Source organism: Streptomyces achromogenes (genome assembly GCF_030816715.1).
GTDB classification, from domain to species: Bacteria; Actinomycetota; Actinomycetes; order Streptomycetales; family Streptomycetaceae; genus Streptomyces; species Streptomyces achromogenes_A.
In genome coordinates this window covers 1,836,894-1,860,231 of record NZ_JAUSYH010000001.1, presented here as the reverse complement: position 1 = coordinate 1,860,231, position 23,338 = coordinate 1,836,894, and the positions used below count along the sequence as shown (strand labels likewise).

The 23,338-nt window shown below is 73.3% G+C and carries 21 protein-coding genes and 5 tRNA genes; 16 read left to right on the top strand and 10 right to left on the bottom strand.

All coding sequences use genetic code 11. From position 1 onward, the window contains the following. Positions 1-26: 26 nt before the first annotated feature. Positions 27-698, bottom strand: coding sequence for a lysophospholipid acyltransferase family protein (locus tag QF032_RS08430; RefSeq protein WP_306956171.1), 672 nt, complete (start codon positions 696-698; stop codon positions 27-29). Positions 699-1,189: 491 nt separating this feature from the next. On the opposite strand from QF032_RS08430, the gene QF032_RS08425 reads away from it, so the two are divergent. From QF032_RS08425 to QF032_RS08415, 3 genes are all read left to right on the top strand, one after another. Further along, a complete protein-coding gene (locus QF032_RS08425) occupies positions 1,190-2,368 on the top strand; it encodes a glycerophosphodiester phosphodiesterase (protein ID WP_307041242.1) in 1,179 nt (392 codons plus the stop codon). A 67-nt stretch (positions 2,369-2,435) separates the two neighbouring features. After that, positions 2,436-2,951: an RNA polymerase sigma factor gene (locus tag QF032_RS08420; RefSeq protein WP_307055598.1), complete on the top strand. Its 516-nt coding sequence runs from the start codon at positions 2,436-2,438 to the stop codon at positions 2,949-2,951. 45 nt (positions 2,952-2,996) lie between these two features. After that, positions 2,997-3,494: a GNAT family N-acetyltransferase gene (locus QF032_RS08415; RefSeq protein WP_306956172.1), complete on the top strand. Its 498-nt coding sequence runs from the start codon at positions 2,997-2,999 to the stop codon at positions 3,492-3,494. Here the strand turns inward: QF032_RS08415 and QF032_RS08410 are convergent. Genes QF032_RS08410 through QF032_RS08400 form a run of 3 tightly spaced genes read right to left on the bottom strand, consistent with a single transcriptional unit; the run spans position 3,484 to position 4,498 of the window. Beyond that, positions 3,484-3,900 carry a hypothetical protein gene (locus QF032_RS08410; RefSeq protein WP_307041239.1) on the bottom strand — a complete coding sequence of 139 codons (417 nt, stop codon included), beginning with the start codon at positions 3,898-3,900 and terminating at the stop codon, positions 3,484-3,486. The two genes, QF032_RS08415 and QF032_RS08410, sit on opposite strands and share 11 nt — an antisense overlap. 1 nt (position 3,901) lies before the next feature. After that, positions 3,902-4,261 carry a hypothetical protein gene (locus QF032_RS08405; protein WP_307041237.1) on the bottom strand — a complete coding sequence of 120 codons (360 nt, stop codon included), beginning with the start codon at positions 4,259-4,261 and terminating at the stop codon, positions 3,902-3,904. Between the two features lie 9 nt (positions 4,262-4,270). After that, the gene (locus tag QF032_RS08400; protein WP_307055596.1) at positions 4,271-4,498 is read right to left on the bottom strand and encodes a hypothetical protein; all 228 of its coding nucleotides are present in this window, start codon (positions 4,496-4,498) and stop codon (positions 4,271-4,273) included. 357 nt (positions 4,499-4,855) lie between these two features. On the opposite strand from QF032_RS08400, the gene QF032_RS08395 reads away from it, so the two are divergent. From QF032_RS08395 to QF032_RS08360, 8 genes are all read left to right on the top strand, one after another. Then, on the top strand, positions 4,856-5,914 hold the full coding sequence (locus tag QF032_RS08395; protein WP_307055594.1) for a methionine ABC transporter ATP-binding protein: 1,059 nt from the start codon (positions 4,856-4,858) through the stop codon (positions 5,912-5,914). Then, entirely contained in the window at positions 5,911-6,648 is a 738-nt protein-coding gene (locus tag QF032_RS08390; protein WP_306953866.1) for a methionine ABC transporter permease, read from the top strand. Before QF032_RS08395 ends, QF032_RS08390 begins: the two co-directional genes overlap by 4 nt. A gap of 77 nt (positions 6,649-6,725) precedes the next feature. Continuing rightward, the gene (locus QF032_RS08385) at positions 6,726-7,559 is read left to right on the top strand and encodes a MetQ/NlpA family ABC transporter substrate-binding protein (protein ID WP_307055591.1); all 834 of its coding nucleotides are present in this window, start codon (positions 6,726-6,728) and stop codon (positions 7,557-7,559) included. A gap of 156 nt (positions 7,560-7,715) precedes the next feature. Continuing rightward, a complete protein-coding gene (locus QF032_RS08380; protein ID WP_307055589.1) occupies positions 7,716-8,354 on the top strand; it encodes a GNAT family N-acetyltransferase in 639 nt (212 codons plus the stop codon). A gap of 95 nt (positions 8,355-8,449) precedes the next feature. Then, positions 8,450-9,664: a precorrin-6y C5,15-methyltransferase (decarboxylating) subunit CbiE gene (gene cbiE / locus QF032_RS08375; RefSeq protein WP_306953869.1), complete on the top strand. Its 1,215-nt coding sequence runs from the start codon at positions 8,450-8,452 to the stop codon at positions 9,662-9,664. Between the two features lie 365 nt (positions 9,665-10,029). Beyond that, positions 10,030-14,283 carry a nicotinate-nucleotide--dimethylbenzimidazole phosphoribosyltransferase gene (gene cobT / locus QF032_RS08370; protein WP_307055587.1) on the top strand — a complete coding sequence of 1,418 codons (4,254 nt, stop codon included), beginning with the start codon at positions 10,030-10,032 and terminating at the stop codon, positions 14,281-14,283. A gap of 158 nt (positions 14,284-14,441) precedes the next feature. Beyond that, positions 14,442-15,674, top strand: coding sequence for a uroporphyrinogen-III C-methyltransferase (cobA, locus tag QF032_RS08365; protein ID WP_307041225.1), 1,233 nt, complete (start codon positions 14,442-14,444; stop codon positions 15,672-15,674). A 64-nt stretch (positions 15,675-15,738) separates the two neighbouring features. Next, positions 15,739-16,557 carry a TrmH family RNA methyltransferase gene (locus tag QF032_RS08360; RefSeq protein WP_306953872.1) on the top strand — a complete coding sequence of 273 codons (819 nt, stop codon included), beginning with the start codon at positions 15,739-15,741 and terminating at the stop codon, positions 16,555-16,557. Positions 16,558-16,990: 433 nt separating this feature from the next. Here the strand turns inward: QF032_RS08360 and QF032_RS08355 are convergent, their stop codons facing one another. Continuing rightward, a complete protein-coding gene (locus QF032_RS08355) occupies positions 16,991-18,358 on the bottom strand; it encodes a serine/threonine-protein kinase (RefSeq protein WP_307060186.1) in 1,368 nt (455 codons plus the stop codon). A gap of 589 nt (positions 18,359-18,947) precedes the next feature. Between QF032_RS08355 and QF032_RS08350 the strand changes: the two genes are divergently transcribed. The 3 genes from QF032_RS08350 to QF032_RS08340 all read left to right on the top strand — a co-directional run bounded on the left by QF032_RS08350 (position 18,948) and on the right by QF032_RS08340 (position 20,710). After that, positions 18,948-19,142: a hypothetical protein gene (locus QF032_RS08350; RefSeq protein ID WP_057580393.1), complete on the top strand. Its 195-nt coding sequence runs from the start codon at positions 18,948-18,950 to the stop codon at positions 19,140-19,142. A gap of 252 nt (positions 19,143-19,394) precedes the next feature. Next, a complete protein-coding gene (locus QF032_RS08345) occupies positions 19,395-20,330 on the top strand; it encodes a phosphotransferase family protein (RefSeq protein WP_307041223.1) in 936 nt (311 codons plus the stop codon). An 80-nt stretch (positions 20,331-20,410) separates the two neighbouring features. Further along, entirely contained in the window at positions 20,411-20,710 is a 300-nt protein-coding gene (locus tag QF032_RS08340; RefSeq protein ID WP_307041221.1) for a TFIIB-type zinc ribbon-containing protein, read from the top strand. 54 nt (positions 20,711-20,764) lie between these two features. On the opposite strand, the gene QF032_RS08335 is transcribed toward QF032_RS08340, so the two are convergent. The 5 genes from QF032_RS08335 to QF032_RS08315 all read right to left on the bottom strand — a co-directional run bounded on the left by QF032_RS08335 (position 20,765) and on the right by QF032_RS08315 (position 21,225). Further along, positions 20,765-20,836: transfer RNA gene (locus QF032_RS08335), tRNA-Val, on the bottom strand. 33 nt (positions 20,837-20,869) lie between these two features. Further along, a tRNA-Val gene (locus QF032_RS08330) sits at positions 20,870-20,941 on the bottom strand. A 26-nt stretch (positions 20,942-20,967) separates the two neighbouring features. Then, a tRNA-Val gene (locus QF032_RS08325) sits at positions 20,968-21,039 on the bottom strand. 1 nt (position 21,040) lies between these two features. Then, positions 21,041-21,114 (bottom strand) — tRNA-Cys (locus QF032_RS08320). A 38-nt stretch (positions 21,115-21,152) separates the two neighbouring features. Continuing rightward, positions 21,153-21,225 (bottom strand) — tRNA-Gly (locus QF032_RS08315). A 191-nt stretch (positions 21,226-21,416) separates the two neighbouring features. Between QF032_RS08315 and QF032_RS08310 the strand changes: the two genes are divergently transcribed. Further along, a complete protein-coding gene (locus QF032_RS08310; protein WP_307055585.1) occupies positions 21,417-22,487 on the top strand; it encodes a chorismate-binding protein in 1,071 nt (356 codons plus the stop codon). After that, positions 22,484-23,305, top strand: coding sequence for an aminotransferase class IV (locus QF032_RS08305; RefSeq protein WP_307055583.1), 822 nt, complete (start codon positions 22,484-22,486; stop codon positions 23,303-23,305). The genes QF032_RS08310 and QF032_RS08305 overlap by 4 nt, the downstream gene beginning before the upstream one ends. Positions 23,306-23,338 lie beyond the last annotated feature (33 nt).

Sequence of the window (23,338 nt, the reverse complement as noted above, 5' to 3'; positions counted from 1 at the left end):
GGCGCCAGCACCCCCCGGCGGCGGGGTTACGCCGCCTTGGCCTTGGTGGCGTACATGTCCACGTACTCCTGCCCCGACAGCCGCATGACCTCGGTCATCACGGAGTCCGTGACGGCCCGGAGCACATAGCGGTCCCGGTCCATCCCGTCGTACCGGGAGAACTCCATCGCCTCGCCGAACCGGACCGTCACGCGGCCCGGGCGGGGCATGCCCGCTCCGCCCGGCTGCAGCTTGTCCGTGCCGATCATCGCGAACGGCACGACGGGCGCACCCGTCATCAGGGTCAGCCGCGCGATGCCGGTACGGCCCCGGTAGAGGCGGCCGTCGGGAGACCGCGTCCCCTCGGGGTAGATCCCGAAGACTTTGCCCTCCTCCAGGATCCGGCGCCCGGTCATCAGCGCGGCGACGCCGCCGCGGCCCCCGTCCCGGTCCACCGGGATCATGCCGACCCCGGTGAAGAACCAGGCCATCAGCCGGCCCTTCAGGCTCTTGCCGGTGACGTACTCGTCCTTGCCGATGAAGAAGACCTGTCGGTCGCACACCAGTGGCAGGATCATCGAGTCGATGAAGGTGAGGTGATTGCCCGCCAGGATCACGGGGCCGTCGCCGGGGATGTGCTCCGCGCCCTCGACCCGGGGGCGGAACATCAGGCGCATGATCGGTCCGAGCACTGCCTTGATGAGCGCGAAGCGCGACAACGAGCCCTCCGATGTCAAGGGAAAACGGTATGAGTCTGTGCAGGTGAGGACGATACTCGCGGGCCGGGGGCCGACGCACATCGGGTCACCCGGGTCTTACGCACTGTTGACGTTTGTTTACCTGTACGGCCGCAGAGCCGCCCGTCGGCAGTCCGGCGGCAGCACGCCCGTAGCCTGCCCGTCATCCGGACGGAACGAGGAGGACCGCCCCCGGAAACGGGGGAGGAAGGCCCCGGATCCTCCCCGTCGCCGACGGGCCCCGTGCCGGCGACGACCGGGTTCCCCGGCCACGCGCGGCGAATCTCCGCGTCCGACGACCCGTCACCTCGACGTACCGCACGGACCGCATCCGTCGTAGGCGACCTCGCGCACCCGGCGTACACCACGTGCCGTCCGCCGTCCGCCGCGTGTTGGGGCGGAGGTCTCCCGGGGGTCATGTCCACGCCCCTACCATCGGCCCGCACGGACGAGCCGACGGCTGGAGGCCCCTCATGGGAACGCAGGACACGCACGAGTCGAACGAGCAGTCGGGCACGGGCGGCACCGGGCGGCGGGCGCTCCTGGGCGCGGCCGTGCTCGGCGCCGGAGGCGTGCTCGGTCTGTCCGGCACGGCGGCGGCCGCCGCGGCACGCCACGGGGGAGGCGGCCTCAAGAGCCTTCCGGTGCCGACCGTCATCGGTCATCGCGGCGCCAGTGGCTACCGCCCCGAGCACACCTTCGGCTCCTACCAGCTCGCCCTCGACCTCGGGGCCGACATCGTCGAGGCCGGCGACCTGGTCCCCACCCGGGACGGCCACCTCGTCTGCCGGCACGAGCCGGAGATCGGCGGCACGACGGACGTCGCCGCCCACCCCGAGTTCGCCGGCCGCCGGACGACCAAGGTGCTCGACGGCGTCCCCACCACCGGTTGGTTCACCGAGGACTTCACGCTCGCCGAGCTGAAGAGACTGCGGGCGGTCGAGCGCATCCCGGCCAACCGCCCGCACAACACGCTCTACGACGGCCGCTGGGGGATCCCCACCTTCGAGGAGGTCCTGAAGTGGCAGGACGAGCAGACCCGCAGGCGCGGCAGGCAGGTCTGGATCTACCCCGAGACCAAGCACCCCACCTACTTCCGCAAGCAGGGCCTGGGCCTGGAGGAGCGGGTCGCCAAGCTGCTGCACAAGTACGGCAAGGACAGGAAGAACTCGCCGGTCGTCCTGCAGTCCTTCGAGCCGACCAGCATCCAGCGCCTGAACAAGCTGGTCGACAACCCGCTCGTGGTGCTGTTGTCCACCGCCGGCTCCCGGCCCTGGGACTTCGTCGAGACGGGCGACCCGCGCACCGTCGCCGACCTGATCACGCGGGCCGGCCTGCGGGAGCTCGCCGGGTACGCGCAGGGCATCGGACCCACCCTCGACCTGGTCATCCCCAAGGACGCGGACGGCAAGCTGACCAGGCCGACCACCCTGGTGAAGGACGCCCACGCGGTCGGCCTGGTCCTGCACCCCTACACCATGCGCAACGAGAACCCCTTCCTGCCCGCCGACTTCCGCAAGGGTTCGGACGCGGACGCCTACGGGGACTCCTTCGGCGCGTTCCGGACCTACTTCGCGACCGGCATCGACGGGGTCTTCACGGACAACCCGGACACCGCGCTGCTGGCCCGCGCGGACTTCGTCAACGGCTGAGTCCTCGTTGGGGTGACAGTCGGCGGCCCGGGCAACCGACCGCCCGGGCCGCCGCATCGTGTGGCATATGACCACCGACTTGCTCGCCTCCCTGCACCCGCTGCTCAGCGCGGAAGCCTCCGCAGAGGCCCCCGCCGCCGGCGCCGAACCCGGTGACCTGGAGCAGGCGGTCTGGCTCCGGCTGCTCGAACGCCTCGCCGCCGACGGCCCGCCCCGCGATCCCGAGGGCTGGCTGCGCCGGGCGGTCCGGGCGGAGGTCCGCCGCACCCGCCGTACCGCGCGCCGTGAACAGCCCTACGAGCCCTACGAGACCGAGCCCGCCGACGACGCGGAACGCGGACCCGAACACCTGGCCCTGACCGCCGCCCGCCACCGCGCGCTCCGTGCGGCCGTGCACCGGCTGCCCGGCCGCTGCTCGCGTCTTCTGCAGGCCCTCCTCTCGCCCGAGGACCTCACCTACCGGGAGATCGCGGGGAAGTTGGGTATCTCACAGGGCAGTCTCGGACCGGAACGTTCCAGATGTCTGGGATGTCTTCGTCGTTTGCTCGCACCGGAGGTTGCGGCTTCCGAAGTGCGGGGATAGGAGTGAGGGACCATAGGTGATCAGGTGAGCGGGAGGCGTGCGCACATGGGCATGAGCGTGACCATCTCGGTGGCGACCGAGCAGGATGCCGAGCAGATCTTCAGACTGCAGTACCTGTGCTTCCAGAGCGAAGCCGCGCTGTACGGGAACTACCGCATCGCCCCGCTCGTCCAGAGCCTCGACTCGGTCCGGCAGGAGCTCACCGCCGACTGCGTCTTCGTGGCCCGGCTGGGCGACGAGGTGGTCGGCTCGGTACGCGGCACCCTCACCGAGGACGGGGCCGCCGCCATCGGCAAGCTCTGCGTCCACCCCCGCCTCCAGGGGCACGGCATCGGCGCGCGGCTGCTGCGCGCCGCCGAGTCGGCGCTGGGCGGCGAGCGCGGCGCCAAGAAGTTCCGCCTCTTCGCCGGCCACCGCAGCGAGGGCAACCTCCGCCTCTACCGCCGGGTCGGCTACGAGACGGTCGGCACCTCCCAGGGCACCGACGGCGTGCTGATGATCGTCCTGGAGAAGCAGGCCGGGGAGTACGCGGCTACGGCGTAGAAGTGCGGGAGGCGCGCAGCCAGTACAGGGCCGACACCGGCAGCAGCACGGGGATGAAGACGTACCCCGACCCGTAGTCGGACCAGACGGTCGCCTCCGGGAAGGCGGACGGCTGAACCAGGGTCCAGGTCCCGACGACCAGCACGCCCGCGAGTTCGGCGGCGCAGCACAACCGCGCCGCCCTGCGGGCCGTCTCGCCGCCCCGCACCAGCGAGTACGTGATGAAGCCGTACACCACACCCGCCACCGCCGACAGCGTGTACGACAGCGGCGCCCGGTCGAAGTGTGCGGCGATCTCGTACGCCGACCGCGACACCGCCCCGACCACCATCACGCCGTAGAACCAGACCAGCAGCATCCCGGGCCCGCTGATCAGCCGGTCCGGCTTCTCCCGCACCGCCGTCATCTCAGCCTCCCCAGATGTCGAAGAGCCGCACCTCGAGCACGGCGAGCACCACACCGCCCGCGGCGACCGTCACCGAACCCCAGCGGGTCCGCTCGGCCAGCGACATGAACCCCGCCGTCGGCACGCACGCGAACGCGCCCAGCAGATACGCCACGAAGAGCGTCGTGCCCTGCTCCGGCTTCTCGCCCCGCGCCAGCTGCACGATCCCGACCACCAGCTGGACCGTCGCCAGCAGCGAGACCACGGCCATCCCGATGAAGTGCCAGTCCTTGGTCGGCTGGTCGCGGTAGGCGGCCCAGCCGCACCAGGCGGCGAGCAGCAACGCGGCGACGCCGGTGGCCGCCGTCAGGGCATCAAGCATGCAGTGACCTTAATACGGCGTAACAGACACCCCGAGGTCGGCCCCGTGGGCCCGTACGACCGGCGGCGCGGCCGTGGTGTCGGCCACAGCGTGCCGGGTGCGCGAACCGGGCACCGGCCTCGCGGTCGGGGGCCCGTCCGGCCCGTCGGCGCTGGTCACCGGCGCGCGAGCGGAGATCTCCGCGCCGGGGTCGGCGACGCGGGAGGCAGCCCACAGCTGTCCACTGTCGTTCAGCATATGGACAACGGTGTCTTGGTCAGGACCGTACGTCTGCTTTACTGATGCTCATGACCACGACGAGCAGCCGCACCCGTGCGACCGAGGCGACCCTGACGCCCGGTGCTCGTTGTATGTGTCGAATGTGCGCCTTCTAGAGGGCCCCCGCACCACCCCCGAGCTCGCGCCCCGAAGCGAGCCGCCGTGGCAGGTCCGTACGCCGCATCCCCGCCGTACGTGAGCTGAGCCGCGCCCCGCGCACATGTCTCTCCCCGGTTCCTTCCGCCACGGCGAGAACCGTGTCGCGCCCTGACAGCCCGTATCCGTGCGCCCGGGCACACCCACGCCCGCGCACTCGACAGTGACGGAAACCCCCACGTGATCACCACCACGGGCCTGACCAAGGTCTACCGCTCGCGCGGCCGTGAGGTCACCGCCCTCGACGGCGTCGACCTGCATGTACGCGAAGGCGAGGTGTACGGCGTCATCGGCCGGTCCGGCGCCGGGAAGTCCTCGCTCATCCGCTGCGTCAACCTCCTGGAGCGCCCCACCGCCGGCACGGTCACCGTCGACGGGCGGGACCTCACCGCGCTCGCCGGGCGCGGACCCCGCGCCGGCAGGGAGCTGCGGCAGGCGCGCAGCCGGATCGGCATGGTCTTCCAGCACTTCAACCTGCTGTCCTCGCGGACCGTGCAGGACAACGTCGAACTGCCGCTGGAGATCCTCGGCCTCTCCGGGAAGGAACGTGCCCGCAAGGCGCTGGAACTGCTCGACCTGGTCGGGCTCGCCGGTCAGGCGAAGGCCTACCCGGCGCAGCTGTCCGGCGGCCAGAAGCAGCGCGTCGGCATCGCCCGCGCACTGGCCGGCGACCCGAAGGTGCTGCTCTCCGACGAGGCGACCAGCGCACTCGACCCCGAGACCACCCGCTCCATCCTCCAGCTGCTGCGCGACCTGAACCGGCAACTGGGCCTGACCGTCCTGCTCATCACGCACGAGATGGACGTGGTGAAGTCGATCTGCGACTCCGCCGCGCTCATGGAGCACGGCAGGGTCGTCGAGTCCGGGACGGTCAGCGAACTGCTCGCCACCCCCGGCTCGGAACTGGCCGCCGCGCTCTTCCCGGTCGGCGGCGGGGCGAGCGGCGACGACCGCACCGTCGTCGACGTCACCTTCCACGGCGAGGCGGCCACCCAGCCCGTCATCTCCCGGCTGTCGCGCACCTACAACATCGACATATCGATCCTCGGCGCCGCGATAGACACCGTCGGCGGCCTCCAGATCGGCCGGATGCGCATCGAACTGCCCGGACGCTACGAGGACAACGTCGTGCCCATCGGCTTCCTGCGCGAACAGGGGCTGCGGATCGACGTCGTGGACCACGCGACCCGGGATCCCGCGCACCGGGAACCCGCGCTCATCGAGGGAGGCGTCAAGTGAGCTGGTCGGAGATGCAGCCCCTCCTGGCGCAGGCCTGTGGGGACACCCTTTACATGGTCGGCTGGTCCACCCTCGTCGCCGTCGCCGGCGGCCTCCCGCTCGGGGTGCTGCTGGTCCTGACCGACCGCGGCGGCCTGCTCCAGAACGTCTTCGCCAACAAGGTCATCGGCCAGATCGTGAACGTCGCCCGCTCGATGCCCTTCATCATCCTGATGGTGGCGCTGATGAACTTCACGCGCACCCTCACCGGCACCACCATCGGCCGCGAGGCCGCGATCGTGCCGCTCGCCATCGGGGCCATCCCGTTCTTCGCGCGCCTGGTCGAGACGGCTGTCCGCGAAGTGGACGGCGGGCTCGTCGAGGCCGTGCAGTCGATGGGCGGCGGCACCTGGACGATCGTGCGCAAGGTCCTCGTCCCGGAGTCCCTGCCCTCACTCGTCGCCGGCACCACGACCACGGTCGTCACCCTCATCGGCTACTCCGCCATGGCCGGCACCGTCGGCGCCGGCGGGCTCGGCGACATCGCCATCCGCTACGGCTACCAGCGCTTCCAGACCGAACTGATGTGGATCACGGTGGCGATCCTCGCCGTCGTCATCTCCCTCATCCAGTTCGCCGGCGACTACGCGGCCCGCTCCCTCCACCGCCGCGGCGGCGGCTCGGGCGCCGCCCCCAAGCTCCGCCTGCTGAAGGCGAAGGAGCCGGCCGCCGCCGACGTCGGCAAGGTCGCCTGAGCCCTCAGAGAGCCGCCCACCAGACTCCCCGCACCACCCGACGCGGGGCCGCACCACCTTCAGGAAAGGCACTTTTCGTGCGTAACACCGTCAAGATCGCCACTGCTGTCCTCGCCGCGGGAGCCCTCACCCTCGGACTCACCGGCTGCGGCTCGGACAAGGACTCCGGCGCCGACGCGAACGCCACGCTGACCGTCGCCGCCACTCCCACCCCGCAGGGCGAGATCCTCGACTACGTCAAGGACAACCTCGCGGCGAAGGCCGGCCTCAAGCTCGAGGTCAAGGAGTTCACGGACTACGTCACGCCCAACACGGCCGTCCAGCAGGGTGAGGTCGACGCCAACTACTTCCAGCACCAGCCCTACCTCGACGACTTCAACAAGAAGAACGGCACCGACATCGTCGCCGTGCCCGGCGCCACGGTGCACCTCGAGCCGCTCGGCCTGTACTCCCGCAGCGTCAAGAAGCTCGACGCCCTGACGAAGGGCGCCACCGTCGCCCTGCCGAACGACACCACCAACGAGGCCCGCGCGCTGAAGCTCCTGGAGTCGAGCGGCCTCATCGGCCTCAAGCCGGGCGCCGGCTACGACGCGACCCCCAAGGACGTCACCTCCAACCCCAAGGGCCTGAAGTTCAAGGAGCTCGAGGCGGCGCAGCTGCCGCGTTCCCTCTCCGACGTCGACGCCGCCGTGATCAACGGCAACTACGCGCTGGAGGCCAAGCTCAGCCCGGCGAAGGACGCGCTGGCGGCGGAGCCCGCGAAGGACAACCCGTACGCCAACTTCCTCGCCGTGAAGAAGGGCGACGAGGGCGACCCGCGCGTGAAGAAGCTGGCCGGGCTGCTCACCTCTCCCGAGGTGAAGAAGTTCATCGAGGACAAGTACGACGGCGCCGTCGTGGCGGCCTTCTGACCCACGCCCCCGACGCACACGCACGGGGTCCGCGCCTTCACCCGGTGTGGACCCCGTGGTGGGGTTCCGGGCTCACATGCTGCATGCTGGGCAGTTCAGTCGGCCCTGACGGGGCGGCAGGTCTCACCCGAGGTCCCGAAGGTTACGGAGCGGCGCATGACGAGCACCTTCCCCAACATCTCCATCAGCACGGAGCGGTTGGGCTTGCGTCCCCTCGACGAGGACGACGTGCCCGCCCTGGCCGACATGATGAACGACGAGCAGGTCACGGCCTGGACCGCGGTGCCCCAGCCCTTCGACGAGGCGGCCGCCCGCCGCTGGGTCGCCGACTACGCGCCCGGCGAACGCACCGCGGGACGCGGCCTCGACCTCGCCGTCACCGAGTTCCTCACCCAGCGCCTGGTCGGCGTCGTCCAGCTCGCCAAGACCAACTGGCACGTCCGCTCCACCGAACTGTCGTACATCGTCGCCCCCTGGGCGCGCGGCGAGGGCTACGCCTCCGAGGCGGCGCTGGCGACCGCCCAATGGCTCTTCACCGACCAGAAGTTCGAGCGCATCGAGCTGCGCACGGCCGCCGACAACACCGCCGCCCAGCAGGTCGCGCAGAAGATCGGCTGCATCAGCGAGGGCGTGCTGCGCGGCGCCTGCATAGCCCGCGCCCGCGCCGAGGACGGCACCTGGAACGAGGTGCGCACCGACTACATCGTCTACAGCCTCCTCCCGGAGGACCTGGACGGCGGCGGCGAGCACTTCGCGGAGAGCGGCGGATTCACGTCGTACACCGACTGGAACTGACCTCGCCGCAGGCGTCACCGCCGCCGCCCCCGCCCGCCGACCAGGTACCCTCACGGAGCCCGCTGCCTGCGTGAACCCGGGGGAGACTGACGACGATGGCCGACCGCGTCACGGTGATCGGCTGGGACGGCTCGCCGCTGACCGACGCGGCCCGCTCCGCTCTGAGCGCCGCCACGCTGGTGGCCGGCGCCGCCCACCACCTGGCGCTGCCCGAGGTGCCGCCCGGCGCGGAACGCATCCGGCTCGGCAGCGTCGCCCTCGCCGCCCGCCGCATCACCGGCCACCGCGGCACCGCCGTCGTCCTCGCCGACGGCGACCCGGGCTTCTTCGGCGTCGTACGGACCCTGCGCGCACCCGAGTTCGGCCTGGAGGTCGAGGTCGTCCCGGCAGTCTCCGCCGTCGCCGCCGCCTTCGCCCGCGCCGGGATGCCCTGGGACGACGCTCAGGTGGTCGTCGCCCACCGGCGCACCCTGCGCCGGGCGGTCAACGTGTGCCGCGCCCACACCAAGGTCGCCGTCCTCACCTCCCCGGGCGCCGGCCCCGCCGAGCTCGGCCTGCTCATGGAGGGCGTGCACCGCACCTTCGTGGTCTGCGAGGAACTCGGCACCGACCGCGAGCAGGTCAGCGTCGTCACCTCCGACAAGGCGGCCGACCACACCTGGCGCGACCCCAACGTCGTCATCGTCATCGGCCCCGCCGGCCCGGTCGCCGCCGGGGACGGCGGCTGGATCGCCGGCCGTGCCCCGGGCGTGGGCCCGCGCGGCTGGACCCAGCCCGCCGACACCTACGGCGGCGGGCTGGGCGAGGGGGAGGCGCCGCTGCTGCGCGCGGCCCAACTCGCCCACCTCGGGCCGCGGATGGGCGACCTCGTCTGGGACATCGGCTGCGGCGGCGGCGCCTTCGCCGCCGACGCCGCGCGGGCGGGCGCCGCCGTGATCGCCGTCGACCGGGACATGCAGGCCTGCGCCCGCACCGACGCCGCCGCGCGCCGGTACGGGGTCCAGCTCCAGATCGTCCGCGGCGACGCCCCGCACGTGCTGGAGAACCTGCCGGAACCTGACGTCGTCCGGGTCGGCGGCGGGGGAGCGGCCGTCGTCTCCGCGGTCGCCGACCGCCGTCCGCAGCGCATCGTCACCCACGCGGCCACCCGGGACGCCGCCGAACTCGTGGGCCGCGACCTGACCGAGCACGACTACCGCGTCGAGTGCGCCCTCGTCCAGGCCGTCGAACTCGACACCCGGGCCTGGACGGAGACGGAGCGGAGCGTCGCGTTCCTGCTCACGGGGGTTCTCGCGGACCGCAGGCCCTGACCCCGGTCGGCCGCCCGGTGATCCTGTTGTCGTACCGCTCGCGGTAAGCTGGCCGATCGTCGTACCGCTTCCGGTCGCCCGGCGCTTCGTCGGTCAATGTCCGGAAAACACCTCCCTTTTGGGTCGGGTGTGGTACGGCAGAACCGGAGGACGCGCAACGTGGCGCAGTCCACAGCGGAGTGTCGCGGATCAAGCTGTCGCGACGACACGACAGCCGGGACAATGCCACTGTATGGCTTTGTCGCTTTTTCGAGCGGGTCGTTCGTGCCGCTGGGCACGGACGCTCGTTCTCACTGCGGGGCGGTCGGTGCGCCGCTCCGGGCGAGCTGGTCGTAAGAGCACTAACCGATGGGCGAGGGGTACGCATGACCGACACCGGCCAGGTCCCGGGCGAGGCGCTGCCGGAGAACGCAGGCATGGTGGAGCAGCCGGGCGCCCCCGCGCACGGTGCGTACACCTACCTCTCCGAGACCACCGCCGAGGACGCAGACCTGTTGCTGCTGCCGGGCGCCCAGAGCGCGTGGGGCAACGAAGTGGCCCCGCCCGCCCCACTACCGGTGGTCGAGACGGTGCACGAGCCCGGCCCGCACGAGACGGACGGCCGCGACAGCGGCTCGGTCGACCTCAGCGGCGTCCGTCTGCCCGGCGCGTCGGCGCCCCAGGCGGCCCCGCGCCGCCCCCTGCACCTCGGCCCGCCGATTCCCGACGCCTCCGCCAGCCCGGTCCGCTCCCTCGCCGACCGCGGCCCCGCGGGCGCGCCGGTCCGCCAGCCCGGCCCGGCCGCCTCCGGACCCGAGTACCTCGACGTGCCGCAGCTGCGCGAGATGCCGCTGCAGGGCGCGTCCCCCTGGGGCGCCGCGCAGGTCACGGCGCAGGCGCCGGCCGCCTCCGGGGTGACCACCGCGGAACCGGTCGGGCCGGCCCCGGTCGCGGCGCAGCAGCAGGGCGAACCGGCGGGCGTGGCCCAGGCCGTGGTGGCCCGGGTGTCGACCGAGGCGATCGCCGCGACCGCTCCTCAGGAGCCGCAGGAGCCGCAGGAGCCGCAGGAGCCGCAGGAACCTCAGGAACCTCAGGAACCGCAGGCCGGGCACACGGCCGAACCCGAAGGCACCTCGCCGGAGCCGCCGTCCACCGGGACGTACGGCGTCGTCGACCCCGGCGAGCTGCTGGGCGCCGCGATGATGGCGGAGGCCGGACAGGACCTGGCCGAGGCCGCGGACGCCCCCGTGCCCGACGGTGAGCAGCCGGCGGACGCCCCCGCCGAGCCGACGGGTTCACTGCCGGCGGACGAGGACGCCCCGGTGGCCTCCCGGACGCCGAAAGCCGCGCACCCGGCCGGACACAGCGCCGCAGAGGCGGTCGAGCCCGTAGGGGCGGAGACGGCGGAGACGCCGGACGCCGGCGAGGCGGGCCCGGTGGCGGAAGCCGCCCAGGAGCCCGAGCCTCAGGTCCAGGTCCAGGGATCGGACCCGGACGCCGGTCCCGCCGACGCGCCTGCCCCGGCTCCTGAGACGCCGGCCGTCCCGGTCGCCGACGCGCTTCCGGTACCGGAGGCCGTTCCGGCCGTCGAGCCCGCCCCGGCCGTCGAGCCCGCCCCGGCCCCGGAGTCCGGGCCCGCCCTGGGCGCAGAGCCCGAGGAGACCGAGGCTCCGCAGCCCGTCGAGGCCGTGACCGAGGAAGCGGCCGGAGCGCAGGAGCCGACGGCATCCGTTCCCGAGGCCCCGGAATCCGCGCACGTGCCGAACGCCGACGCCGATGTCGTCGCCAGCGCCGATGCTGTCGCCGAGCCGATCGTCCCGCAGGCCGAGCCCGCATCCGCCGAGGAACAGCCCGCCGAACCGGCCGCCGACGCCGGGCCCACGCCGCAGCCGGAGACCCAGCGGGCGGCGGACGCGGAGCCGGAGACCTCGCCCACGCCCGAGCCCCTCCCGGCCGCCGCTCACATGGCGGACCCGGCATCCCACGCCCCGGACGCCCCGCAGTCCGCCCCTGCCCACGGGGAGCCCCCGCAGGCCGACCCCGATGCGGCGGTCACCCCCGAAGCGCCCCTCGCGGAGCCGCAGTCGGAGCCGCAGCCGCACCCGGAGCCGCAGCCGCACCCGGAGCCGCAGCAGCCGGAGGCAGGACCGGAGCCCGGGCCGGACGAGGTGGCGCAGTCCCGGCCGGCGCTCGACCCGGAGACGGTGCCCGACCCGGAGACGCCGGCCGCGTCGGAGCCGCCCGCCGAGGCGCCCCTCGCTTCCGCCGCCGCCCCCGAGCCCGAGCCCGCGCCCGTGACATTCCTCGCGGACGCCGTCCCCACCCCGCTGCCCGTGCCCCCGGCGGCGAGCGACGCGACGGGCGCGGACCTCGCGGCCGCCGCCCCCCAGGGTCCCCAGCCCGCGCCGGAACTGCCGGAGGCGGACCAGGCGGTGCACCAGGCGCAGGAAGCCGTGCCCGGGCACGCCGTGCCGGAGTCCGCGCCGCAGCACCCCCTGGGGCAGTTCGTTCCGGTCGAGGGCGCGGTGCCCACCGCCACGCACCTCGCCCCGACCCCGGCGCAGCCGCTCGTGCTCCCGACCGGGGAACAGCCGGTCGCGGAGCCGGCCCCCGGGACGGCCACGGAGGCGGCCGCTGAGGCACAGCCCGCCGCCGGGGCCGCTGCCTCAGGCCTGCCCGCCGCCATGGTTCCCGCCCCCCGCGAGACCGCGGCCGAAGAGATCGCCCCCGGCGGGACCGGCCCCGCCCCGGCGGCCCAGGACGCCCCCGACGCCCGGCAGGAGACCGGCGCCGCCGCGTCCGGAGCCGTCGACCCCGAGATCGTGCAGAGCCCGGAGGACCTGGAGACCAGAGCCGCCGAACAGGACGACGACCCGGCTGCCGAAGGCGTGCGGAGGGTGTCGGCGGGTCCCGCCGCGCCCGGGTACGACGACGCCGAGCGCGAGGCCGTCCTGAAGGTCATGCGCGAGCGCCGGGACATCCGCAACGGCTTCCGCGACGACCCGATCCCGCACGAGGTGCTGCTGCGCGTCCTGGAGGCCGCCCACACCGCGCCCTCCGTCGGTCACTCGCAGCCCTGGGACTTCGTCGTCATCCGCTCCGCCGACACCCGGCGCGCGATGCACGAACTGGCGGTCCGGCAACGTGACGCGTACGCGAAGTCGCTGCCCAAGGGCCGGGCGAAGCAGTTCAAGGAACTCAAGATCGAGGCCATTCTCGACACTCCGGTGAACATCGTCGTCACCGCCGACCCGACCCGCGGCGGCCGGCACACCCTCGGCCGTCACACCCAGCCGCAGATGGCGCCGTACTCCTCCGCGCTCGCGGTCGAGAACCTCTGGCTCGCCGCCCGCGCCGAGGGCCTCGGCGTCGGCTGGGTCAGCTTCTTCGACGAGCGCGAGATGGTGCGCGCGCTGGGACTGCCGGAACACCTCGAGGTGGTCGCCTACCTCTGCGTCGGCTACGTCGACGAGTTCCCGGAGGAGCCGGAGCTGATGCAGGCGGGCTGGGCCAAGCGCCGTCCGCTGTCGTGGGTCGTCCACGAGGAGACGTACGGCCGTCGCGCGCTGCCCGGCGAGGACCCGCACGATCTGCTCGCCGAGACCGTCGCCAGCGTCCGTCCGCTGGACGCCAAGGCGCTCGGCGAGGCCTGGGAGCGGCAGAAGCGCATGACGAAGCCGCCGGGCTCGCTCGGCATGCTGGAGATCATCTCCGCGCAGCTGTCCGGTCTGTCCCGGCAGTGCCCGCCGCCGATCCCGGAGCCCGCGGCCGTCGCGATCTTCGCCGGCGACCACGGCGTCCACGCGCAGGGGGTCACTCCGTGGCCGCAGGAGGTCACGGCCCAGATGGTCGCCAACTTCCTGGGCGGCGGAGCGGTCTGCAACGCCTTCGCGAGCCAGGTGGGGGCCGAGGTGTGCGTGGTGGACGTGGGCGTGGCCGCCGACCTGCCCGCGACCCCGGGGCTGCTGCCCCGCAAGGTCCGCGCCGGCACGTCCGACATGACCACCGGCCCCGCGATGACCCGCGAGGAGGCCAGGCAGGCCATCGAGGTCGGCATCGAGACGGCCCGCGATCTGGTGGCGGCCGGCAACAAGGCGCTCCTCACGGGCGAGATGGGCATCGCGAACACGACCGCGTCCGCGGCCCTCATCTCGGTGTTCACGGGCGCCGACCCCGCCGAGGTCACCGGCCGCGGCACCGGCATCAACGACGAGACGCTCGCGCGCAAGACCGAGGTCGTGCGCCGCGCCCTCGACTTCCACCAGCCGGACCCGGCCGACCCGATCGGCGTCCTGGCCGCGATCGGCGGCTTCGAGCACGCGGCGATGGTCGGGCTGCTCCTGGGCGGGGCGTCCCTGCGCACGCCGGTGATCCTGGACGGCGTCAGCGCCGGCGCCGCCGCCCTGGTGGCCCGTGCGATCGCCCCCGAGGTCCTCGCGGCCTGCATCGCGGGCCACCGCAGCGCCGAACCCGGTCATGTGGCCGCCCTGAACAAGCTGGGTCTGCGTCCTCTCGTGGACCTCGACCTCCGTCTCGGCGAGGGCACGGGCGCGCTGCTGGCCCTGCCCCTGGTGCAGAGCACGGCCCGGGCGATGCACGAGGTGGCGACGTTCGACTCGGCCGGCGTGACGGAGAAGTAGGACCCCGCGGGGCCGGCGGGCGCGCTTGTGCGCGCCCCTGGCCCCGCCGCATGCTGAACACACCCGAACACACCTCTAAAATGCGCACGTCAGGGCCGCTCCAGAGTCGCAGCGCCCGCTCACTGCACCTCTCTGCCCGTACGAGGAGCCGCACCCTCATGGCCGAACACCCCGCCTACCCCGTAGGTCTCCGCCTCGCCGGCCGCAGGGTCGTCGTCCTCGGCGGCGGCCAGGTCGCCCAGCGCCGGCTGCCCGCCCTGATCGCCGCGGGCGCGGTCGTCGAGCTCGTCTCCCCGAGCGCCACCCCGTCCGTCGAGGCGATGGCCGACGCGGGCGAGATCACCTGGTCCCGCCGCCGCTACGACCAGGGCGACCTCGCCGGCGCCTGGTACGCCCTGATCGCCACGAGCGACCCCGCGGCGAACGTCCTGGCGTCCGCGGAGGCGGAGGAGCACCGCATCTGGTGCGTGCGCTCCGACGACGCCGAGGCCGCGACCGCCTGGACTCCCGCGACCGGCCACAGCGAGGGCGTGACGGTCGCCGTCCTCACCACCGACGGCCGCGGCCGCGACCCGCGGCACACCGCCGCCATCCGCGACGCGGTCGTCGAGGGCCTGCGCGACGGCACCCTCGTCGCCCCCCACCACCGCACCCGGACCCCCGGCGTGGCGCTGGTCGGCGGCGGTCCCGGCGACCCCGACCTGATCACCGTCCGCGGCCGCCGTCTGCTCGCCGAGGCGGACGTCGTGATCGCCGACCGGCTCGGCCCGCGCGATCTCCTCGCCGAGCTCCCGCCGCACGTCGAGGTGATCGACGCGGCGAAGATCCCCTACGGCCGGTACATGGCCCAGGAGGCCATCAACAACGCGCTGATCGAGCACGCCAAGCAGGGCAAGTCCGTCGTCCGCCTCAAGGGCGGCGACCCGTACGTGTTCGGCCGCGGCATGGAGGAGCTCCAGGCCCTCGCCGAGGCCGGTATCACCTGCACGGTCGTCCCCGGAATCTCGAGTTCGATCTCGGTGCCGGGCGCTGCCGGCATCCCCGTCACCCACCGGGGCGTCGCCCATGAGTTCACGGTGGTCAGCGGCCATGTGGCACCCGACGACGAGCGCTCGCTGGTCGACTGGGCGTCCCTCGCGAAGCTCACCGGAACCCTGGTGATCCTGATGGGCGTCGACAAGATCGGGAAGATCGCCGAGGCGCTCGTCGCGCACGGCAAGTCCCCCGACACCCCGCTCGCCCTCGTCCAGGAGGGCACGACGGCAGCCCAGCGCCGGGTCGACGCCACGCTCGCCACGGTCGCCGAGACGGTCCGCGTCCAGGAGGTCAGGCCCCCGGCGGTCGTCGTCATCGGCCCGGTCGTCGGCGTCGGGCCGCGGACCTCAGAGTAACCGCGGGTAACACAACCGTTCCGAGCCGTTGGCACCGCACCCAGGACAAGGCAGTATCACCCCTGTGGCCGATCTCATCACCGTGGAAGATCCCGACGACCCGCGCCTGCGCGACTACACCGGCCTGACCGACGTCGAGCTGCGCCGCAGACGCGAGCCCGCCGAGGGCCTGTTCATCGCCGAGGGCGAGAAGGTCATCCGGCGCGCCAAGGACGCCGGGTACGAGATGCGCTCGATGCTGCTCTCGGCCAAGTGGATCGACGTCATGCGCGACGTCATCGACGAACTCCCGGCGCCGGTCTACGCCGTCAGCCCCGACCTCGCCGAACAGGTCACCGGCTATCACGTCCACCGGGGCGCGCTGGCCTCGATGCAGCGCAGGCCGCTGCCCACGGCCGCCGACCTGCTGCACACCGCCCGGCGGGTGGTCGTGATGGAGTCGGTCAACGACCACACCAACATCGGCGCGATCTTCCGCTCGGCCGCCGCCCTCGGGATGGACGCCGTACTGCTCTCACCGGACTGCGCGGACCCCCTCTACCGGCGCAGCGTGAAGGTCTCGATGGGCGCGGTCTTCTCCGTCCCGTACGCCCGTCTGGACACGTGGCCCAAGGGCCTGGACTCGGTCCGCGAGGCCGGCTTCACCCTGCTCGCCCTCACCCCGGACGAGAAGGCCCGCAGCCTCGACGAGGCCGCCCCGCACCGGATGGACCGCGTGGCCCTCATGCTCGGCGCGGAGGGCGACGGCCTCTCCACCCAGGCGCTCGTCGCCGCCGACGAATGGGTCCGCATCCCGATGTCCCACGGCGTCGACTCGCTCAACGTGGGCGCGGCGGCGGCGGTCGCCTTCTACGCGGTGGCCACGGGCCGCCCCCGCACATAGAGCGTGCTTCGAAAGTCCGGCCTGCCCCGCGACGCCTGGCACGCACTCCCCAGAGGGGGACCCCCAGCCGCGTTGTCGGGATCACCCCGATACCTCCAGTATCAGGGCGACCCTCCGCCTTGCGATCGCACGCACCAGCCGCCGTCGGCGCCGCCCTGCGGGCGGACGACGCTACTTTCGAAACACGCCCTGGTGCCGTGCCGGGCGTCGTGAGCCGGTGAACCGTTCCGGTCACGGCACTGGCTCCAGCCGCCTCGGCTCACGGCGCCGGCCCTCGACCGGCGCCGCGACCCGCAGGTGAGGCCGAGCGCGACAGGACCGGAGCGCCCCCGACGTCGACGTCCACGGCGTAGGCGCGACAGGACCGGAGCGCCCCGACGTCGACGTCCACGGCGTACCGACGCCGGCGCTCCTCCGCGCCGTGCCCGCCGGGTCAGCCGGCCGTCGTACCGCCCGCGTCCGGCGCGGGCGGCAGGTGCGGCTGCTGGTGCCGGACGACGCCGTCGCGTCCGCCGAGCCCGCGTGCCGGTCCCTCGCACCCCTGGACGAGGGCGATGCCCAGCGCCACGAACAGGGTCACCACCACGAACACGAACAGTCGCTGACGCAGCAGACGGGGGTTGGCGGGCCGCAGCCTGCCGCCCGTCGTCCTCGGCCCCGGACGCCCGGCGCCGCTGCGGGGTCCGGTCCGGCTGCCGCCGCCGGGCCGGGTGTTGCGGGTGCCGGGAGCGGGCCGGGCCCCGGACCGCGACGATGCGCCGCCGCCCCCGCGGGCCGGGTTGGTGCCCCGCGCAGGCGCCCCGCCCCGCGCGGGGGCCGGACCGCGCGAGGACGGCGTCCCGCCGCGCGGCGGGGGAGTGCCGGGGCCCGGATGACGCAGCGTGCGCTCCGAGTGACCGGGGTCGGCCAGTCGTCCCGTGGGCCGGTCCGCCTCGGCCGCCCGCGGCGCCGGAGGCCGCGCGTCCGCGAGGCCCTGGGCCTCCCGGGTGGCGATCTCCTTCAGCCGCAGGGAGAGTTCGAGCGTGCTGGGACGCTCCTCGGGGTCCTTCGCCAGACAGGCCCGCACCAACGGGGCCAGTGCGTCCGGCACGCCGTGCAGCTGCGGCTCCTCGTGCACCACGCGGTACAGCATCACCTCCGAACTGCCCTGCCCGAAGGGCGAGTCGGCAGTCGAGGCGTAGGCGAGCGTGGCGCCGAGCGAGAACACGTCGGTGGCCGGTGTGACCAGCGCCCCGCGCACCTGCTCCGGCGCGAGGAACCCGGGGGAGCCGACCGCCGTGCCGACGTGCGTGAGCGTGGACGCCCCCGTCGCCCACGCGATGCCGAAGTCGATGATCCGCGGACCCTTGGGGGAGAGCAGGATGTTGGAGGGCTTCAGGTCCCGGTGCACGACGCCGGCCTCGTGGACGGCGACGAGTCCCTCCGACAGCGCGGCCCCGATCGAGGCGAGCTCCGCCGCTCCGAGCGGCCCCTCGTCGTTCACCTTGTCGTGCAGGGAGGGGCCGGGCACGTACTGCGTGGCGAACCACGGCCGGTCGGCGTCCAGATCAGCCGCGACGAGCCGCGCCGTGCAGCCGCCCCGGATCCGCCGGGCGGCCGACACCTCGCGTGCGAACCGCGAGCGGAACTCCTGGTCCTCCGCCAGATCGGGCCGGATCACCTTCAGCGCGACCCGCTGCCCCTTCTTGTCGGAGCCCAGATAGACGACGCCCATCCCGCCCGCGCCGAGCCGCCGGTGAAGCCGGAACGAGCCGACGACACGCGGGTCCTCGCGCCTCAGGCGCATCATCGCCATGTTCATCCCCGCTGCCCGGTCCGTCTGACGTGGCACAGCTTACGTTTACACGGCCGCTCGCGCGCAGAGGCCGCGCCCTCTCGTCCCGATGGATTGTCAGTGCCGGACGGGAGAATTGAGGAGTGGTCAGGAGGCCGGGGGAAAGACGCACTTTGTCGACCGTGCCTCCTCAACCACCGGTCCCGGAAGGGGGATTGAACTCATGAAGGGTGACCGGCCGCACAGGGCCCCGGATGTCGGCGACACCGCCCGGACCCATGGCGTGAGGGCGGGCGGAGCGGGCCGCCCGCTACCGGCCGCGGTACCGGGAGAGGCACCGGAAGTGAGCGAAGTCACGACCGTGCTCGGGAAAACCGGCCCGGACCGGGCACCCCCTCCGGGAACACCCCGAGACGTAGGACCTTCTCTCCACCCAGGGGAGTACACCCCAGGTGGCGGCTCATCCTCCGGGAGGCCCGCCAATCGGTACGAGGGCATGACGACCGCAAGCCGCCGCACGCCTAGATTTGAGGTCAAGCGGCGGGTGCAGCACTCGTCCCCCGAGGTCAGACACCCGCCGCTGCCAACGACAACTGATCAGGTCAGGAGAGGGACCATGGCCCTTACGGCACCGCGGACGACGATCCGCACACCGGGACGCGGTACGCGCCCCCGTCGCACGGGCCGCCGCCACCCCCTGGTGGCGACGCTGATGGCCCTTCCCCTGGCGGTCCTGCTCCTCGTCGTCTTCGACGGCTGGGAGACGGTGGCCACACAGGCGTCGTCCGTGGGAGTGATGCTGGGGCGCTGAGCGGCGACCCCAGGCCCGGAAGAGCGGTCCGGGCGGGGACATCCACCCATGAAACCCCGTGGGGACGGGGGTGCGGCGGACGGCAAAAGATGCAGGCGCAGCTGGGGAGCTGCGCCTGCATTGTTTTCCTCCCGCCCGAGTCGCTCCTCCTCCCCACCCTTGAAGCCCACAGGCTCGAGGCCCCGACGCCCGGCGACTCCTGTGCGTACCCTCGCGAGGAGACCGACCCGCACGCCGCCGTCCAGGAGCCCCGTGACCTCGCACCCCCTGCTCGCCGCGCTCACCCGCCGGGCCGCGGCCCGGGCGCACGCGGCCGCCGAGACCTGCCCGTGCGGGGCGGTCACCCTCGCCGACCGCCCCGACGCCGTCGTCGTCCGGCACGCCGACACCGTCGCCAAGGCGCACGCGCCCGACACCGATCCGGCCGATCTGGCGCCCCGCCTCGCCGCGGCGGCCGCCCTCCCACACCTTCTCCTGCCGCCGCTCACCCCCGCCCCGACGATGCTCCACGGACGACTGGTCACGTTCTGGCCGTACGGCGCCCCGGTGGACCCGGACGATCCCGACGCGGCGCCCTGGGAGGCGGCGGGAGCTCTGCTCGCCGAGCTGCACCGCACCCCGGTCCCGGCCGGCCTGCCCACGATGCGCGGTCCCGCCAAGGCCGCCCGGGCGGTGGCGCTGCTGCGCGCCGCCCGAGCGCATCCCGCTCGCGCCCCGGTCCTCGGCGCCTGGCGCACACTCCCGGCCTGGGCCCGGGCCGAAGCCCCCATGCCCGGCGCCGGCGCCCTCTGCCACGGCGACCTCCACCTCGGCCAGCTCGTCCGCCGCCCCGCCCCGGACGGCCCGTGGCGGCTGATCGACGTCGACGACCTCGGCGTCGGCGACCCGGCCTGGGATCTCGCCCGCCCCGCCGCCTGGTTCGCCTGCGGGCTGCTCCCACCCGACGAGTGGGGCCGCTTCCTCACGGCCTACCGTGCCGCCGCCGGCCCCGCCGTGCCGGACGCCGGCGATCCCTGGGGCCGGCTCGACGCCTCGGCGCGCGCACTCACCGTGCAGACCGCCGCACGGGCCGTCACCAAGGCGGCTGCGGTCGGCCGTCCGCTCGACGAGGTCGAACAGTGCCTGGTCGACGCCTGCGCGCGCATGGGTTCCCTCCCCTCGCAGGTGGCGGCGGACTTCGCGAAGTAGGGTGCAACCGACCGCAGCCGGACAGTGTCTGTCCTGGCGGTAGGCGATACAGCACCGACCGGCGAGGAGTTGAGCCGAACATGCAGTGCCCGAAGTGTCACGCTCAGATGCACACGTACAACCGCAACGGCGTCCAGATCGAACAGTGCAGCAACTGTCGCGGGATCTTCCTCGACTACGGCGAACTGGAGGCGCTGACGCGGGTGGAGTCCCAGTGGTCCCAGCCCGCGCCGCCGCCCCCGGGCGCCCCGCAGGCGTACCCTGCCGCGCCGACCGCTCCCGCCTGGGGAGCCCCGCACGGCGGCGGTCACCACGGCGGTGGTCACTACGGCGGCCACCACCGCCACAAGAGCTTCGGCCACATGCTCTTCTCCAGCTGAACCGGCGCACGCAAGAGCCCCCGACCGCTAAGGCGGCCGGGGGCTCTCGGCGTGTGGACGATACTGGGATTGAACCAGTGACCTCTTCCGTGTCAGGGAAGCGCTCTCCCGCTGAGCTAATCGTCCTCGGGACCACGGTCCGGGGACCGTGACACTGCGTGCGCGATACTGGGATTGAACCAGTGACCTCTTCCGTGTCAGGGAAGCGCTCTCCCGCTGAGCTAATCGCGCGGGTAAGGATCTTCGAGCAGATCCAGTGGACGATACTGGGATTGAACCAGTGACCTCTTCCGTGTCAGGGAAGCGCTCTCCCGCTGAGCTAATCGTCCTTGGAGGTGGAGACGGGATTTGAACCCGTGTAGACGGCTTTGCAGGCCGTTGCCTCGCCTCTCGGCCACTCCACCAGGAGTGTAGGGGGCCGGGAAGACCCCTTCTTCCTTCGAGCGGACGACGAGGCTCGAACTCGCGACCTCAACCTTGGCAAGGTTGCGCTCTACCAACTGAGCTACGTCCGCCTGTCGTTTCGTTCCGCTCTCGCGGCCCGTCGACGAGTTGAACTCTAGCGGATTCCCGGGCCAGTACAAAAACGCGTTTGTGCAGCGTGCTGCGCTGCGCTCGCGCGCGCACCAGGTCGGAGCCCCCGGAGGCCGTGACCTGCGGAACACGCGAGGACGCTCGGCGAGGCGCCCGCCCTACACTCGACCATGTGCTCGACCTCCCTCCTCTCGCCCGTTTCGGCGGCCGCCTCGCCACCGGTCTCCTCGATGTGACCAGCGATCCCGCCGCCCTCGACGGCACCGGGTTCTGGGCCGTCTGCGCGGACTTCGAGGGCCGTCTGGTCTGCGCCCGCTTCGCCGAGGTGCGCGAGGAGCCGGTGCCCGCCCCCGTGCCGGGGGCCTGGCGGGGGCCCGCGGCCGGTGACTGGACGTCCTCCCTCGACCGCGCGGCGTACACGGCGGGCGTGCGCCGGATCCGGGAGCACATCGCGGCCGGCGAGGTGTACCAGGCCAACCTGTGCCGTGTGCTGACCGCGCCCGTGGCGCCCGACGCCGACGTGGACGCGCTGACCGCCCTGCTGGCCCGCGGTAACCCCGCACCGTACGCAGGAACGATTCGCCTGCCCGCGCACGGCGTGGAGACGGCCACCGCGTCACCCGAGCTCTTCCTGCGTCGCGCCGGCCGGATCGTCGAGTCCGGCCCCATCAAGGGCACCGGACGCACCGAGGCGGACCTCCTCACCAAGGACTACGCCGAGAACGTGATGATCGTGGACCTCGTCCGCAACGATCTGGGACGGGTCTGCGCCACCGGCACCGTGACGGTCCCCGACCTGTGCGCCGTCGAGAAACATCCCGGTCTGGTGCACCTGGTCTCCACGGTCCGTGGCGAGTTGCGTGCGGGCGCCGGCTGGCCCGAGCTGCTGGACGGCGCCTTCCCGCCCGGTTCGGTCACCGGCGCCCCCAAGGCCAGCGCGCTCGGGATCATCGACGCGCTGGAGACGGCGTCGCGCGGCCCCTACTGCGGCGGCATCGGCTGGGTGGACGCCGACCGGGGCACGGGCGAGCTGGCGGTCGGCATCCGCACCTTCTGGATCGACCGGGCCGCAGACGGCGTGGCCGTGCTGCGCTTCGGCACCGGCGCGGGCATCACCTGGGGCTCCGATCCCGAGGCCGAGTGGGAGGAGACCGAACTGAAGGCGTCCCGGCTGCTCGCGGTAGCGTCGGGTGCGTACGAGGTCACGGGAACGTGCGAGGCCGAAGGAGAGGGACTGACGTGAAGATCTGGCTCGACGGCGGGCTGCAGGACGGCGAGGCCGCTCGCATCTCCGTCTTCGACCACGGGCTGACCGTGGGCGACGGCGTCTTCGAGACGGTGAAGGCGATGCACGGGGAGACCTTCGCGCTCACCCGGCACCTCGACCGGCTGACCCGCTCCGCACGCGGCCTCGGCCTGCCCGACCCGGACCAGGACGAGATCCGCCGCGCCTGCGCCGCCGTCCTCGAGGCCGACCCGATGCCGCTCGGCCGGCTGCGCATCACCTACACCGGCGGCCACGGCCCCCTCGGCTCCGACCGCGGAGACCGGGGCCCCACCCTCGTCGTCGCGCTCGGCGGGACGACCCGGCGCGCCGACTCCACGGCCGTCGTCACCGTCCCGTGGACCCGTAACGAACGTGGGGCGCTCACCGGTCTCAAGACGACCTCGTACGCCGAGAACGTCGTCGCGCTGGCCCGGGCCCACGAGCAGGGCGCCACCGAGGCGCTGTTCGGCAACACGGCCGGGCGGCTCTGCGAAGGCACCGGCTCCAACGTGTTCGTCGTCCTCGACGGCGAGATCCACACCCCGCCGGTGGCCTCCGGCTGCCTCGCGGGGATCACGCGCGAGCTGACCGTTGAGTGGACCGGCGCCAGCGAGACCGACCTGCCGCTGGACGTGCTGGAACGGGCCGACGAGGTCTTCCTCACCTCCACGCTGCGCGACGTCCAGGCCGTCCACCGGGTCGACGACCGTGAACTGCCGGGCGTGCCCGGTCCGGTGACCGCCAAGGCCATGCGGATCTTCGCCGAGCGCGCGGCGGACGACCTCGATCCGTGAGGCCCCGGGCCGGACATCCGGGGCCCGCGCCCG

Bases quoted from the DNA above. Each gene is read 5' to 3' on its own strand.
- QF032_RS08425 (WP_307041242.1), top strand. From the start codon at position 1,190: ATGGGAACGCAGGACACGCACGAGTCGAACGAGCAGTCGGGCACGGGC.
- QF032_RS08420 (WP_307055598.1), top strand. From the start codon at position 2,436: ATGACCACCGACTTGCTCGCCTCCCTGCACCCGCTGCTCAGCGCGGAA.
- QF032_RS08415 (WP_306956172.1), top strand. From the start codon at position 2,997: ATGGGCATGAGCGTGACCATCTCGGTGGCGACCGAGCAGGATGCCGAG.
- QF032_RS08410 (WP_307041239.1), bottom strand. From the start codon at position 3,900: ATGACGGCGGTGCGGGAGAAGCCGGACCGGCTGATCAGCGGGCCCGGG.
- QF032_RS08405 (WP_307041237.1), bottom strand. From the start codon at position 4,261: ATGCTTGATGCCCTGACGGCGGCCACCGGCGTCGCCGCGTTGCTGCTC.
- QF032_RS08400 (WP_307055596.1), bottom strand. From the start codon at position 4,498: ATGCTGAACGACAGTGGACAGCTGTGGGCTGCCTCCCGCGTCGCCGAC.
- QF032_RS08380 (WP_307055589.1), top strand. From the start codon at position 7,716: ATGACGAGCACCTTCCCCAACATCTCCATCAGCACGGAGCGGTTGGGC.
- cbiE (WP_306953869.1), top strand. From the start codon at position 8,450: ATGGCCGACCGCGTCACGGTGATCGGCTGGGACGGCTCGCCGCTGACC.
- cobT (WP_307055587.1), top strand. From the start codon at position 10,030: ATGACCGACACCGGCCAGGTCCCGGGCGAGGCGCTGCCGGAGAACGCA.
- cobA (WP_307041225.1), top strand. From the start codon at position 14,442: ATGGCCGAACACCCCGCCTACCCCGTAGGTCTCCGCCTCGCCGGCCGC.
- QF032_RS08355 (WP_307060186.1), bottom strand. From the start codon at position 18,358: ATGAACATGGCGATGATGCGCCTGAGGCGCGAGGACCCGCGTGTCGTC.
- QF032_RS08350 (WP_057580393.1), top strand. From the start codon at position 18,948: ATGGCCCTTACGGCACCGCGGACGACGATCCGCACACCGGGACGCGGT.
- QF032_RS08340 (WP_307041221.1), top strand. From the start codon at position 20,411: ATGCAGTGCCCGAAGTGTCACGCTCAGATGCACACGTACAACCGCAAC.